Source organism: Pseudomonas sp. UBA4617, assembly GCF_002386445.1.
Classification (GTDB): domain Bacteria; phylum Pseudomonadota; class Gammaproteobacteria; order Pseudomonadales; family Pseudomonadaceae; genus Aquipseudomonas.
In genome coordinates, this window is record NZ_DGIR01000005.1 from 43003 (window position 1) to 56786 (window position 13784).

10 protein-coding genes are annotated in these 13784 nt (G+C 61.5%); 3 read left to right on the forward strand and 7 right to left on the reverse strand.

What is annotated here, in order from left to right; translation table 11 throughout:
- Nucleotides 1-256: 256 nt before the first annotated feature.
- Nucleotides 257-460, forward strand: a complete 204-nt coding sequence (locus B4L76_RS01265; protein ID WP_296229943.1) for a hypothetical protein — start codon at nucleotides 257-259, stop codon at nucleotides 458-460.
- A gap of 69 nt (nucleotides 461-529) precedes the next feature.
- Here the strand turns inward: B4L76_RS01265 and cmoB are convergent, their stop codons facing one another.
- Nucleotides 530-1486, reverse strand: coding sequence for a tRNA 5-methoxyuridine(34)/uridine 5-oxyacetic acid(34) synthase CmoB (gene cmoB / locus B4L76_RS01270; protein ID WP_296229944.1), 957 nt, complete (start codon nucleotides 1484-1486; stop codon nucleotides 530-532).
- Entirely contained in the window at nucleotides 1483-2226 is a 744-nt protein-coding gene (gene cmoA / locus B4L76_RS01275; protein WP_296229945.1) for a carboxy-S-adenosyl-L-methionine synthase CmoA, read from the reverse strand. The genes cmoB and cmoA overlap by 4 nt, the downstream gene beginning before the upstream one ends.
- Nucleotides 2227-2467: 241 nt before the next feature.
- Here cmoA and B4L76_RS01280 point away from each other — a divergent pair, with 241 nt between their 5' ends.
- Complete coding sequence (locus B4L76_RS01280) at nucleotides 2468-3619, forward strand: alpha-xenorhabdolysin family binary toxin subunit A (protein WP_296229946.1); 1152 nt, start codon at nucleotides 2468-2470, stop codon at nucleotides 3617-3619.
- 77 nt (nucleotides 3620-3696) lie between these two features.
- Nucleotides 3697-4560 (forward strand): alpha-xenorhabdolysin family binary toxin subunit B, encoded by an 864-nt coding sequence (locus B4L76_RS01285; protein ID WP_296229947.1) that lies wholly within the window; start codon nucleotides 3697-3699, stop codon nucleotides 4558-4560.
- Between the two features lie 7 nt (nucleotides 4561-4567).
- Here B4L76_RS01285 and B4L76_RS01290 read toward each other — a convergent pair whose 3' ends face one another.
- The 5 genes from B4L76_RS01290 to B4L76_RS01310 form a co-directional block, all read right to left on the reverse strand.
- Nucleotides 4568-4960, reverse strand: a complete 393-nt coding sequence (locus tag B4L76_RS01290; protein WP_296229948.1) for a protease inhibitor I42 family protein — start codon at nucleotides 4958-4960, stop codon at nucleotides 4568-4570.
- A gap of 108 nt (nucleotides 4961-5068) precedes the next feature.
- Entirely contained in the window at nucleotides 5069-7495 is a 2427-nt protein-coding gene (gene lon / locus B4L76_RS01295) for an endopeptidase La (RefSeq protein ID WP_296229949.1), read from the reverse strand.
- Between the two features lie 142 nt (nucleotides 7496-7637).
- Complete coding sequence (locus B4L76_RS01300; protein ID WP_296229950.1) at nucleotides 7638-10049, reverse strand: glucose/quinate/shikimate family membrane-bound PQQ-dependent dehydrogenase; 2412 nt, start codon at nucleotides 10047-10049, stop codon at nucleotides 7638-7640.
- A 30-nt stretch (nucleotides 10050-10079) separates the two neighbouring features.
- Entirely contained in the window at nucleotides 10080-11414 is a 1335-nt protein-coding gene (locus tag B4L76_RS01305; protein WP_296229951.1) for a carbohydrate porin, read from the reverse strand.
- A 235-nt stretch (nucleotides 11415-11649) separates the two neighbouring features.
- Nucleotides 11650-13689 carry a TonB-dependent receptor gene (locus B4L76_RS01310; protein ID WP_296229952.1) on the reverse strand — a complete coding sequence of 680 codons (2040 nt, stop codon included), beginning with the start codon at nucleotides 13687-13689 and terminating at the stop codon, nucleotides 11650-11652.
- Nucleotides 13690-13784 lie beyond the last annotated feature (95 nt).

Below are 13784 nucleotides of genomic sequence, written 5' to 3' on the forward strand. Positions count from 1 at the left end.
ATGTTACTTCATGAGGAAGGGCATGCGGTGCAGATGACGGATTTGTAATTCTGCTGTCATCTGCCTGTCTGTCCCGGCCTTTTCGCGGGTGGAAACCGCTCCCGCAGGGTCACCCTGCAGCTGGAGTCCGCCGCGGCGGAGGCCGTGACGAGCAACGGAAGGCCGCATTGCAAGACTGTAATCTCAGCCTCACCTTGTCGTTAGCCAGCACTCGCTAGGATGGGCCCGTCTGATCGGTTATCACGAGGCAAACACGATGAACCTGACCAAATACCTGCTGCTGGCCATCCTTGCCTTGGGCAGCGCAAGTGTTTACGCCGAAGGCGGTGCGGAGCGCTCCAGGCAGTTCTGGCAAGCGTTTCGCGAGGAGCAGCAGCGCCTGCAGGGTGACAGGCAGCAGGCTGTTGCCGAGCGCGAACGCAAGGCGCAGGAAAAGGCCCGCGAGCTGGCCAAGGACTGAAGCAACAGCACCGGCGGCGTGAAAGCTCCTCGCCGCAAGTGCCTTCGGGCGCCCGACCGGGCGCCTTTTTTATTTGCGCGCCAGCAGGGTGGCGCGGCGTGGAGCCGGCAGACCTTCGATGGTCTTGCTGTGGTCGTTCGGGTCGAGGAAGTCGCTGAGGGATTGGTAGCGCATCCACTCGGTGCTGCGCTGTTCCTCGACGCTGGTCACGCTGACATCGACACAACGCACATCATTGAAACCGGCACGGCGCAGCCAGCGCTCCAGGGCGGGTACCGACGGCAGGAACCAGACGTTGCGCATCTGCGCGTAGCGGTCTTCCGGTACCAGCACCTGGTTTGCGTCGCCCTCGATCACCAGGGTTTCCAGCACCAGTTCGCCGCCTTTGACCAGGCAGTCCTTGAGCGCAAGCAAGTGTTCGATGGGTGAACGACGATGGTAGAACACACCCATCGAGAACACTGTGTCGAAGCCTTCGAGGTTGGCCGGCAGGTCTTCCAGGGCGAACGGCAAGTGCCAGGCGGGCAACTCGGGCAAGTACTGCTGCACGGCCTGGAACTGGCAGAAGAACAGCCAGTTGGGGTCGACACCGATGACCATGTCCGCCCCAGCACCGAGCATGCGCCACTGGTAGTAACCGTTGCCGCAACCCACATCCAGTACGCGCTTGCCCTTAAGGTCCAGGTGGGGCCCGACCCGGGACCATTTCCAGTCGGAACGCCATTCGGTTTCAACATGCACGCCGAACAGGTCGAACGGCCCCTTGCGCCAGGGCGACAGCCCCATCAGCGCCTGGCGCATCTGCGCACGGGTCGCGTCGTCGCACTCGCAATCCAGGCGCAGCCCATTGACCAGGTCGACTTCACTTGGCCGCAAGGCGGGCAATGCATCGAGCGCACCGCGCCAGCGGTCGAGGTCACCGTGGCCCTTCTCCAGCTTGGCTTCCAGTTGTGCTTGCAGGCCTTGCGACCAGGAAGCCAGGGGCGTGCCCGCCAGGCGGCGGACGAGGGGGGACAGATCGATCATGGCAGGGCTATCAACGAGGCGAAGTTAAGGCACTGGAACCAGGGCACGACTTTCGAGAAGCCGGCGGCGCGCAGACGTTGTTGATGGGCTTCGAGGGTGTCGGGGCGCATCACGTTTTCAATGGCGCTGCGCTTCTGGGCGATTTCCAGTTCGCTGTAGCCGTTGGCCCGCTTGAAGTCCAGGTGCAGTTCGTTGAGCAGGGCATGCTCTTGCTCATCGGCGAAGCGCAGCTTCTCCGAGAGGATCAGCGCGCCGCCAGGCAGCAGCGCCTGGCGGATGCGGCCCAGCAACTCCAGACGTTGGTCGGGGGCGATGAACTGCAGGGTGAAGTTCATCGCAACCACCGAGGCGGGCTCGAGCGGCAGGGCCAGGATATCGGCCTCCAGCACTTGTACCGGCAGCAGCTCCTGGAACATCGAGTCCTGGGCGGTGAGGTACTGGCGGCAGCGTTCGACCATGGCAGCGGAATTGTCCACGGCAATCACCCGGCAGCCGTCGCTGCGCACATGGCGTCGCAACGACTGGGTGACAGCACCCAGCGATGCGCCCAGGTCGTACAGCGCGGTGTGCGGCTGGGCGAAGCGTGCGGCCAGCACGCCGAGGTTCTCGACAATGGTCGGGTAGCCCGGCACCGAGCGCTTGATCATGTCCGGGAATACCCGCACCACGTCCTCATTGAAGACGAAGTCGGGCACCTGCTCCAGGGGCTGGGCGAAGAGGCGGTCGGGTTGTTTGCTCACGGGGAGGGCTCGGGCCGGAAAAACGGGGCCATATTCTAACCAAACCGGGCCACGGTTGCCTATTTGTCGGGCCGAAATGTCACCAGCGTAACAGAGGGGGCGTTTCCCGTACTCATAGGTCTGGCACCTGCTGCAGATATTTCTATGAGCTTGTCGATAAAGTCCTGACTATTTTAATGCGCTGCAGACACTAAAGTGGCCAGCAACGTCGTGCCATAGGTTTGATAATGGGAGGTGTTATATGGGAAATGATGTCGCTGCGCCCGAAGCGTTGCCATACGATAAGCTTACTGAAGATCAACGTATTGAACTTGTACCGGGTCAGATTTTTGAACTGAAGAAAAATGAGCCGGCCTTCATCTTTAGTCGGGACAATCTACGAACAATCAAACGCTATGAAGATGCTGTTCGGCAGTTGCCACATGACTACAAAGACAAGCTGAGTGAGACGTTTGCTGCACTCGGTCTGGACGTAGCGGATGTCAATGTTTTTTTTGAGAATCTTCGGAAGCATGTCAACTCTTGGGATCGCGTAGAAGATGCATGCAAGACCATGGGCGCCGATCTGCAGGTTTTCGCTGAAGACCTGATTCGCGAAGCGGAAAGTTTGATAGGCACGATCAAGACCATGGACGCCTGGGAGGCTGCAGCCAGTGGCGCTGATGATGGTGACAGTGCAGTGCTTTCTGAAGACGAAACGAGCACATTCCGCGAAACAGTTGACCTTCACCTGAGCGTAATCACGGAAGATATTCAAGAGAAACTCACGGGTATCAGAACTGTGAAAGCGCTGATTGACCGGTTTGGCGATGATATCACCGAAACTCTCCACCCCATGGCCAAATCTTTGCTGAATCGCATCGGCGATGGGCAAGTCTCTGAAGCATTGGCGAAGGTGGAGGCGGATATCGAAGCGTTGGATATCCAGATCGAGGAAAAACTGGCTGAATATCATGGACTTGTGGGCACTGCTTTTTACGGGCTGGTTTTTGGAGCGATAGGACTGGCGATTACCGGAGGCATATACGGCAGTAAAGCCGAGAATGTGCGGGCAGCAAAAAACAAATTGATTAGTGAGAGACAGGAACTGGCGGAAAATAGAGCAGTGTTGCTCGGCGGTCAGTCGGACTTTGAGATTATCAGGACGCATATTGTTGATATGCAGTTTCGCCTGGTTGATGTCGGGACGGCCGTCAAGAACCTGGAAGACGTTTGGGTGTTGATGGAGGCCTATGCCAAGAACTCAAGAAATCGCGTTGATAGTGTTTCTACGCAGTTGGAACTCAAGAAATTTGTTGACCGATTCCAACGTGTTATTTCGCCGTGGGAAAATATCCTTGGGATTTCGAGTAATATATCCAGGCTTTTCAATGAAGTATTGAATGAATACTGAGAGGGCGTATTATGAATACTGGAAATTACAGTGATAACTTGCCTGATGTCAAGGTTCTGTTAGCGATCGAGGCAAGCATGGCAGAGCTCTATTACGACAGCACCACCGGTTTGCTCCCATCTTTGCGCGAACGATTGCTCGATTTGACCGACTTGGTCAAGGCAGGAAACGATACCCTTCGGGAAAACGTGCTCTCCAGCTTGGTTGCATTGAACCTTGATCTGGATAACAGTGCAGCCGGTTTGGACGAGGAAGATCTATTGCGTCTTCGCCAAGGTTTGCAGGCTGATATGGAGAACATTGCCACGGCTGTCGCGCAGGTCTCGGGTTTCCGTGCCCCCGATGTCGCGAAACTCAGGCAAGATCAGGAAGAGGTTGTCGTGAAGCTCCGCAGTTCGGTGACGCAGCTCGAACAGTCAGTGGCAGAGAAGCAGGCTCGTATCGCTGAAGTCGATGGACTGTTCAAGACCTTGAATCAGCCTTCTGTGCGCGCTGCGCTGCGTAACGTCATTCCTCAAGAGAAGGATATCGAAAGCGTATTTGCTACGATCAAAAATCCTGTTGTAAGTCCGGAGCTGGTCAAAGCGGCTTTGGTAAAACTAAATAGGAACGTTGACTTGCTGGAGCAGGGGCGCGAATTTGCGGATATTGTCGTCGCTCGTGAGCGGCTCGTCAGCGTTTTGAATCAGCAAACGCAGACGTTGCGCACAGTGCAAAGGCAACTGGAGGAGGCGCAGGGTAAAAGCGGCCAGTTCAATCATGTCGAGGAACTGCTCGGGAAGCGTTCACCCTGGGTGGAGCAGGCGGACAAGTTTGTCTGCCACTGGCAAAAGATTTCCAGCGCGATTGCTGCAGCTGCCCAGCTAACCGAGTTGCAGGCAGCTCTGGAGACCGCTCGCGACTATCTGGCTGCCTTGCGCCGCCGCTTTGAAATGGCGTGAAGAGTGATTATCTCACCTTGATGGCACAATCAAATGTTTGCACGGGCGATACCTCCGGCGCCCAGGGTTGCTGATAGACCAGCACCAATCGGGCTTCACCTGCACTGTTGGCCTGGTAGCGCCAGGTGGAGACGCCGGCGCTGCCAACCACATCCTCTTCTTCAGGGGCGCTGTACACCTCCGGGCCGAGGCTGCGCAGCACGTTGGCGGCGGGGTTCTCGACCCGCCAGCGATAGCCGGTGGACGGATTGCTGGGCAGGGTCAGGGTCAGGGTCTGGCCCACCTGAAGGCGTGTCGGGCATTCGCTTTCGGCGTTCAGTTCGATGGGCTGTGTGGGCTGTTGGGCACAGGCAGAAAGCAGGGCGAAGCTCAGGGGAACGAGCAGACGGGGGTTGGTCATGTTGGCTCCGGAGGCTGACGATGGCCTGAGGATAACCGATGATCGAGGAGATTTGTGTTACCTGCACCGGCCGCTTCGCGGTTCTAGCCGCAAAGAGGCCGGAACAGCTCAGAACAACACTTTTGCCACGTCGGCAAAGCGCTTGGCGAAATGCACCGTCAAGCCCTCACGCAGGTAGTCCGGTAGCTCTTCGAAGTCACCCCGGTTAGGCTCCGGCAGGATCAGCTCGAAGATCTTCTGCCGCCGCGCCGCTATCACCTTCTCGCGCACCCCGCCAATCGGCAGCACCTGCCCGGTCAGCGTCAGCTCGCCGGTCATGGCCACGCCTTTCTTCGGTGCCTGGTCCCGGGCCAGCGACAGCAAGGCACTGGCCATGGTGATGCCGGCACTCGGACCGTCCTTGGGGGTAGCCCCTTCGGGCACATGCAGGTGAATGAAGGCTTCGTTGAAGAAGCCCGGGTCGCCGCCAAACTGCTTGAGGTTGGAGCTGACGTAGCTATAAGCGATTTCGGCGGATTCCTTCATCACGTCACCCAGTTTGCCGGTCAGCTTGAAACCGCGGTTGAGCGTGTGGATGCGGGTGGCTTCGATCGGCAGCGTGGCACCACCCATGCTGGTCCAGGCCAGCCCGGTGATCACGCCTTTGCCAGCCAGCACCTGCTCGCTACGGAACACCGGCATGCCGAGGGCGGCTTCCAGGTCCTTGGTACCGATCTTCAGCTTGGCCTCGGGGTTTTCCAGCAGCTTGACCACCGCCTTGCGCACCAGCTTGCCCAGTTGCTTCTCCAGCTGGCGTACACCGGCCTCGCGAGCATAGCCTTCGATGACCGTGCGCAGGGCGCTGTCGCTGATGGCGAGGCTGGTCTTGGCCACACCGGCCTTGTCCAGTTGCTTGGGCCACAGGTGGCGCTTGGCAATGGCCAGCTTCTCCTCGGTGATATAGCCGGACAGGCGGATCACTTCCATGCGGTCGAGCAACGGCCCCGGGATCGAGTCGAGGGTATTGGCGGTGCACACGAACAGCACTTTGGACAGGTCCAGGCGCAAATCGAGGTAGTGGTCGAGGAAGTCGACGTTCTGCTCCGGGTCGAGGGTTTCCAGCAGGGCCGACGCCGGGTCGCCCTGGTAGCTCTGGCCCATCTTGTCGATTTCATCGAGCATGATGACAGGGTTCATCACTTCGACGTCCTTCAACGCCTGCACCAGCTTGCCGGGCTGGGCGCCGATGTAGGTGCGGCGGTGGCCCTTGATCTCGGCTTCGTCGCGCATGCCGCCGACGCTGAAGCGGTAGAACGGTCGACCCAGCGATTCGGCGATGGACTTGCCGATACTGGTCTTGCCCACCCCGGGCGGCCCCACCAGCAGCACGATCGAGCCACTGATCTCGCCTTTCCAGGCCCCCACGGCGAGGAACTCGAGGATGCGCTCCTTGATGTCGTCGAGGCCGGCGTGGTGCTGGTCAAGGACTTTGCGCGCGTGCTTCAGGTCGAGCTTGTCCTTGCCATAGATGCCCCAGGGCAGGGCGGTGGCCCAGTCCAGGTAGTTGCGGGTGACGGCGTACTCGGGCGAACCGGTTTCGAGGATGGCCAGCTTGCCCATCTCTTCATCAATGCGCCGGCGTGCCTGGTCCGGCAGGGTCTTGCCTTCCAGGCGCTGTTCGAATTGCTCGAGGTCGGCGCTGCGGTCATCCTTGGTCAGGCCCAGCTCCTGCTGGATGACCTTCAACTGCTCCTTGAGGAAGAACTCGCGCTGGTGTTCGCCGATCTGCCGGTTGACCTCGGCCGAGATCTCGTTCTGCAGGCGCGCGACTTCGACTTCCTTGCGCAGCATTGGCAGGACCTTTTCCATGCGTTTGAGCATGGGCACGCAATCGAGCACTTCCTGCAGCTGGCTGCCGGTGGCCGAGGTAAGGGCGGCGGCGAAGTCGGTGAGCGGCGACGGGTCGTTGGGGCTGAAGCGGTTGAGATAGTTCTTCAGCTCTTCGCTGTACAGCGGGTTGAGCGGCAGCAGTTCCTTGATCGCGTTGATCAGCGCCATGCCGTAGGCCTTGACCTCGTCGGTCGGCTCGGCGGGTTGGCGCGGGTACTCGACCTCGACCAGGTAGGGCGGGCGGTGGTGCTTGAGCCAGGTGCGGATGCGTACCCGGCTCAAGCCCTGGGCGACGAACTGCAGCTTGCCGTTCTCGCGGCTGGCATGGTGCACCTTCACCAGCGTGCCGTACTCCGGCAGGGCCGAGGTGTCGAAATGGCGGTGGTCTTCTGGCGGGGTGTCCATGAAGAACAGGGCCAGGCAATGGTCTGGCGACTTGGCCACCAGGTCGAGGGTTTCTGCCCAAGGCTCTTCATTGACGATGACCGGCAGTACCTGGGCCGGGAAGAACGGGCGATTGTGGATCGGGATCAAGTAGACCTTGTCCGGCAGCTGCTGGCCGGGCAGGGCGAGGGCGTGGCCGTGGCTGGTTTCGGCCTGGTGAGTGGTGTGTTCGACTTCGCTGTGTTCGTCGGGATGTTCCGGGAAATCCTGCTGGTCGCTCATGGGGCACCTGCGTGAATGACTATGGTGCTTAGATGGGGCGGGAAAGAAGGGGTTTCAAGCTTCAAGCGTCACGTGTGCAGTGGCAGGAAAAAAGCGGGACCGCACAGGCCCCGCTTTCGTTCGTAGCTTGCCGCCTTGAAGCTTAGTCGGCGAGTTTGTAAGCGATGATGTAATCGCCCATGCGGGTGCCCAGCGAGCCGTGTCCGCCGGCGGTCACCAGCACGTACTGTTTGCCATCCTTGCCGGTGTAGGTCATCGGCGTGGCCTGGCCACCCGCTGGCAGGCGGGCTTTCCACAGTTCCTTGCCGTTGTTCACGTCATAGGCGCGCAGGTACTGGTCGAGGGTACCGCTGAGGAAGCCGACGCCACCGGCGGTAACGATCGAGCCGCCCATGCTTGGCACGCCCACCGGCAGGCCGATCGGTACCGGAGTGCTGTCGCGGGTGGTGCCGTTCTTGTGCTTCCACACCACTTTGTTGGTGAACAGGTCGATGGCGGCAACATAGCCCCAGGCCGGGGCCTGGCACGGTACGCCAAGCGGCGACATGAACGGGTGCATGATCACTGCGTAAGGAGCGCCGGTGTTCGGCTGCACGCCGCTGGTCTCGCTTTCGCGCTTGCTGCCTGCGGCCACCTGCTCACGCGGGACCATCTTCGACACGAAGGCCATGTAGTTGGGCGAGGTGAACAGCAGTTGCCGCACCGGGTCGACCGACACGCTGCCCCAGTTGAACACGCCGACGTTACCTGGGTAGACCAGCGACCCTTGCTCGGATGGCGGGGTGTACTGGCCTTCGTAACGCAGCTCGCGGAACTGGATACGGCACAGCATCTGGTCGAACGGCGTGGCGCCCCACATGGCCTGTTCGGTCAGCTCAGGGCCGAGCAGGTTGAGATCGGAGCGGGCCTGGGTCGGCGAGGTGTGGTCGCCCTTGACTGCGCCCTGCGGGGTAGGGATTTCGCGGATCGGTACGATCGGCGTACCGTCACGACGGTCGAGCACGTACAGGCTGCCTTGCTTGGTCGGCACGATGATCGCCGGTTTCACGCCGTCATCGGTCTTCAGGTGGACCAGGGTCGGCTGGCTACCGACGTCCATGTCCCACAGGTCGTGATGGGTGAACTGGTAGTTCCAGCGGGCCTTGCCGGTGGCCAGGTCGAGGGCGACCACGCCGGCGCTGTACTTCTCCGCGCCTGGGGTACGGTTGGCGCCCCACTGGTCCGGGGTCTGGTTGCCCAGCGGCAGGTAGATCATGCCGAGGTCTTCGTCGACGCTGGCAATCGACCACATGTTCGCCGAGTTGCGGCTGTACATCTTGCCGGGGGCCAGGGGCTTGGTGTCGTCCGGGTTGTTGCTGTCCCAGTTCCACACCAGATGGCCATCATGCACGTCGTAGGCGCGGATCACGCCGGACGGCTCGTTGGTCGACTCGTTGTCGGTGACGTGGCCACCGATGATCACCAGGTCGCGGGTGATTGCGGCCGGCGAAGTGGAGTAGTAGCCGCCAGCGGTGAACGGGCCGATGCCGGTGGTCAGGTCGATCACGCCCTGGTTGGCAAAGCCTTCACAGACCTTGCCGTTGTCGGCGTTGATGGCGATCAGGCGGGCATCCGCCGTGGGCAGGTACAGACGGCGTGGGCAGGCCTGGGCCACGGCCTGGCCGGCGTCGGAGATTTTCGGGGCCGGGCTGCCATCGCGGCTGACATAGCGGTTTTCGTCATAGTACGAAACGCCACGGCAGGTCATGTGGGCAAAGCCCTTGAAGGTGCCGACCGGGCTCTTGACCTGCGGGTCGTAGCGCCAGATTTCCGCGCCGGTGTCCGGGTCCAGGGCCAGCAGGCGGCTGTGCGCCGTGCAGGCGTAGAGCATGCCGTTGACCTTCAGCGGGGTATTCTGGTTGGTCAGCTCCACCGGGTCGTTTTCGGTTGGCAAGTCACCCGTGCGAATACGCCAGGCCTCTTCCAGGCGGTAAGCATTCTGCGGGGTGATCTGGCGCAGCGGCGAATAGCGGTCGCCATGCTCGGTACGGCCATAGGCCTGCCATTCGCCATCAGGCATGGCCGGTGCGGCGCTGGCCATTTCGCTGCTGTCGCGGCCCAGTTCACCGAACACTTCGCCCGGGTGAGTGAACTGGCTGGCCAGGGCGCAAGCGCCGGAAGCCACCACGGCAACGCTGAGCAACGCGGTATTGGCCTTGTTGGCCGGGCCGATCAACGGGCGTCGTGCCCAAGGCAGCAGCAGCACCACGCCGATGGCAAACCAGATGGCCAGGCGCGGTACCAGTTGCCACCAGTCCAGGCCCACTTCGAGCAGGGCCCACACGGTGCTGCCCAGCAGTATCAGGCCGTACAGGCCCAGGGCGATGCGGCGCTGGGCCAGCAGCAGGATGCCCGCCAGGGCAAAGCCGATACCGGCAATCAGGTAGTACAGCGATCCGCCCAGCTGGCTCAGCTTGATGCCGCCGGCCAGCAAGGCCAGGCCCATCAGCAACAGCAGCGCGCCAATCAGGCGCGGTAGCCAGCGGCTTCCAGTGTTGGCACCTTCAGTGCTCATCTCAGGTTCTCCGTCAGGTCAAAAAGGGGGTTAGAAAGTGCTCTGGATCTTCAGGCCGCCGATCAGGGCGTCATCGACCTGCGACACCCCGCCCGGGTGGCGGATGTACTGCAGGTTGGGGCGTACCGTGAGCCAGTCGGCCAGATGGATGCCGTAGTACAGTTCGGCGCTGTACTCGGTGTCCTGTACGGGCAGGAAACCAGGGTTGTCGTAGTCATCAAGGCCGGCGGCCTGGTTGGCCAGGCGGGCGTTCTTGCGGTAGCCCGGGTTGACGTGCACACGGGCCAGGGCGAAACCGATGTCGTCCTTGGCGCGGGCGTCGAAGGGCCCTTTGAATACCAGTCCAGCCTGCACATAGTTGTCGATGGCATTGGTCTTCTTGTCGTGTACCGTGGCATTGGCGAACAGGCTCAGGCCACGCGACTGGTCGGACGCCAGCGAAGTCACCTGCTGCTGCGCACCGAGCCACAAGCCGTGCTTGCTCGAGCTGCTGCGGTAGCTGGCGCCGCTGAGCGCTGCCGGCTGGCCGTTGTTGTCCTTGAGAACATCCTGTGCCTTGGCATTACTGTAGTAGTAGCCGGCGCGATATTCCCCTTCAAGGCCATTGACCCGTGGGCTCCACACCAGTTCGATCGGCATCACCGCACCCTGGGTGCCGCTGCCGCTGAGCTTGAAGCCGTTGCCCGATTCGAGGTTGGAGGGGTTCTGCTCGAACACGCCGACCTGGGCGTAGAGGGCGTCGCTGAAGTTGTAGCGTACGCGCAGGGCCCATTGGCTGACCGGCCAGTTGTACCAGATGCCACCGACCCAGTTGCCTACCTGAGAGCCGCAGAAGGCCAGGTTCTGGAAGTCGCAGGGGAAGCTGTTGAAGTCCTCGCCTTCGCCGAAACGGCCGAGTTTCACGTCCAGCGCGCCGTCGAAGTACTTCTGCTTGATCCACATCTGGGTCAACCGCCAGGTTTCGCCACGGCCCCAGACTTCCTGGGCCGAGGTGAAACCGCCGACGCGTGGGTCGTTGATACGGTCGTTGCTGATGTTGTCGCCGTGGCGCTCGGTGATGGTCAGCTGGAATTCGCTGTCGTGCCAGCCGAGGATCTTCTCCAGGTCCAGATGGCTGCCGAAGGTGAACTGGTCGCTGTAGCGCGCGGTGCGATCGTGGTCGTAGCCGCCGTGCAGGTTGCTGCCCATCTCGCCGGTGTAGCCGAGGGTGAAGTCATAGCCTTTTTCCAGCAATTCGTTGCGGCTACCGCCCCAGTCGCCGAGCATCCATGGGGAGTCGCTGGCGAACATATCGCTGGCAGTGGCGGGGATTGCCAAGGCACTGAGGGCAAGGCCGATGTAACAGGTTTTGGGCAGTTGGAACATGAGATAGCGCTATCTTCTGATTATCGAATAAACGGCAAGCGCATCGAAGGGCAGGGCCCTCGATGGAAATGGCGACAGGATCAGTCAAATGAAGCGTTTCAGCTTGCGGCGCGGAGGATATAGGGGAAGTTGCAAGAAAAAAAGACAAATTGTCGCAGTGGATTATTCCGCTGCCGGTAACAATTGACGGCGGAGGGGCTCTGCCGGCGATCGGGGCGCAAGGCGCCCCGCTATTTCAGAAGGAGGTACGCAGCCCGACTTGCACGCTACGCCCAGGGGCCGGCGCGATATCCCGCAGGATCGAGCTGGCATAGCGCACGGTCTGGTCGGTCAGGTTCTCGCCGCGGATGAACGCCAGCCATTGGCTCTGGCCGATGTCGAAGCGGTAGCCGACACTCGCCGCCAACGTGGTGTAGCCATCGGTGCTGGTTTCGTTGGCCGGCTTGCGATGCTGCGATGCGGCGTGCTGCACGTCCACTCGCGCCTGCCAGCGGTCCAGCTCCCAGACCAGGCCGCTGTTCAGGCGCAGTGGGGCGATGCGGGGCAGCGGCTCGCCACTGTCCAGGTTCTTCGCCCGCGTATAGTCGCCCGACAGTTCCAGTGCGAAGCTGCCGTAACGGTTTTCCAGCAGTTGCCAACGGTCCTGGGCCTCGATGCCATAGAAGCGCGCCCGCACGCCTTGATACTGGTATTCCGGTAAGCCGTCGTGGCCATGATCGTGGTCATGGTCATCTTCGTCATGATCATGACCCTCGCGCAGGTTACCGGTACCGATCAGGCCGATGTAGTTGCGGAAGTGGCTGTAGAACAGCCCGACGCTACCCTTGTGGGTACCATTGTCGAAGCGCAGTGCCAGGTCCGTGGAAATGGCTTTTTCCTTGTTCAGGCCGGCATCGCCGACTTCGAAGGCACCCGTCGCCACGTGGGCGCCATTGGCGTACAGCTCGTAGAAGGTCGGGGCGCGTTCGGTGTAGCCAAGGTTGGCGGCCAGCGACCAGACCGGGTCGAGCTGGTACACCGCCCCTGAAGACAGGCTGAATGCGTTGAAAGTGCTGGCGCTGTCGGCTGCCAGGAAGTTCTCGTTGCCCTTGGCGTCCGGGTCCACGCGGGTGTGCTCCATGCGGGCGCCCAAGCTCAGGTTCAGGCGCTCGGTGGCTTGCCACTGCTCCAGCATGAACAGCGCCAGGCTGTCGGTGTCGGTGTGCGGGACGAAAGCCTCCTCACCCAGGGCAGAGAACTGGTTGCGGCTGACCTGTGCGCCGACTACGCCTTGCACCGGCCCGAGCGGCTGGTGGCGGGCTTCGATGCGTGCTTCGTAGCCCCGGTTCCTGAAGGTGGTATGGACCTCGCCTTGTTCAACTTCGCGGTGTTCGTAATCGGTGTAGCCAGCATCGACCTTGACCGAACTGAACGGGCCGTCGAGGTCGCGCAGTTCGCTGGCGAAGGCATAGTGATCCTGCTGCATGTCCAGGCGCACGCCAGGCTCGGCCACCGAGCCATAGTTGCTGTCGTAACGGCTGTACGACAGGCCTGCATAACCGTGGTCCCAATGGTAGGCGCCACCCACCGCACCACCGTCCTGGCGGCCGTCGCTGTTTTCCAGTCGATGTTTGCTGCCCGGCTCGTCCATGTCACGCACCTTGGAGCTGCGGGCGTAACCGGGGATTCGCAGGTCATTGAAGTGGCGGCTATTGGCATCCAGGTGCAGGGCGAAGGCACCGTTGCCAGCCTCAAGCTTGCCGGCGCTGCTGCGGGTGGTGTCGGCGCCACCGTAGCGCAGTTCGCCGGCACCGTGGATGCCATCGATGGGGGCGTCCGGGATGCGGTTGTCGAACGTGTTGACCACGCCACCGATTGCGTTACCGCCGTAGAGCAGGGCGGCCGGACCGCGCACGATCTCGACCCGATCGACGGTGACAGGGTCCAGCGGTACGGCGTGGTCGTAGGACAACGACGAAGCGTCTAGGGCGCCGACGCCATTGCGCAGGATGCGAATGCGATCGCCGTCCAGGCCTCGGATTACCGGGCGACTGGCGCCAGGGCCAAACCAGGTCGAAGCGACACCAGGCTGCTTGTTCAGGGTTTCACCGAGGCTGCCGTGCTGCTGTTGCAGCAGGTCGTCACCTTCAAGCACGGTGGCGGGGGCGGCCAGTTGTCGGTTGCCAAGCGGGTTGGCGGTAATGACCTGAGGTTCGAGTTCGACGGCCTGGCTGGGCGAGGCGGCCAGCCAGAGGGCGACGGCGAGGGGCGAGAGGCGAAGCGGTGTGTACAGCATGGGATGGGGCGTTCCTTGGCGAGTGCTTATGTAATGTTACAACATAACATTTTAATTTCAGCACACCGCTTTTGTCCCTGGCCAGCGGTTTTTCA

Bases quoted from the DNA above. Each gene is read 5' to 3' on its own strand.
- B4L76_RS01305 (WP_296229951.1), bottom strand. From the start codon at position 11,414: ATGTTCCAACTGCCCAAAACCTGTTACATCGGCCTTGCCCTCAGTGCC.
- cmoB (WP_296229944.1), bottom strand. From the start codon at position 1,486: ATGATCGATCTGTCCCCCCTCGTCCGCCGCCTGGCGGGCACGCCCCTG.
- B4L76_RS01310 (WP_296229952.1), bottom strand. From the start codon at position 13,689: ATGCTGTACACACCGCTTCGCCTCTCGCCCCTCGCCGTCGCCCTCTGG.
- B4L76_RS01300 (WP_296229950.1), bottom strand. From the start codon at position 10,049: ATGAGCACTGAAGGTGCCAACACTGGAAGCCGCTGGCTACCGCGCCTG.
- B4L76_RS01280 (WP_296229946.1), top strand. From the start codon at position 2,468: ATGGGAAATGATGTCGCTGCGCCCGAAGCGTTGCCATACGATAAGCTT.
- B4L76_RS01285 (WP_296229947.1), top strand. From the start codon at position 3,697: ATGGCAGAGCTCTATTACGACAGCACCACCGGTTTGCTCCCATCTTTG.
- B4L76_RS01265 (WP_296229943.1), top strand. From the start codon at position 257: ATGAACCTGACCAAATACCTGCTGCTGGCCATCCTTGCCTTGGGCAGC.
- B4L76_RS01290 (WP_296229948.1), bottom strand. From the start codon at position 4,960: ATGACCAACCCCCGTCTGCTCGTTCCCCTGAGCTTCGCCCTGCTTTCT.
- lon (WP_296229949.1), bottom strand. From the start codon at position 7,495: ATGAGCGACCAGCAGGATTTCCCGGAACATCCCGACGAACACAGCGAA.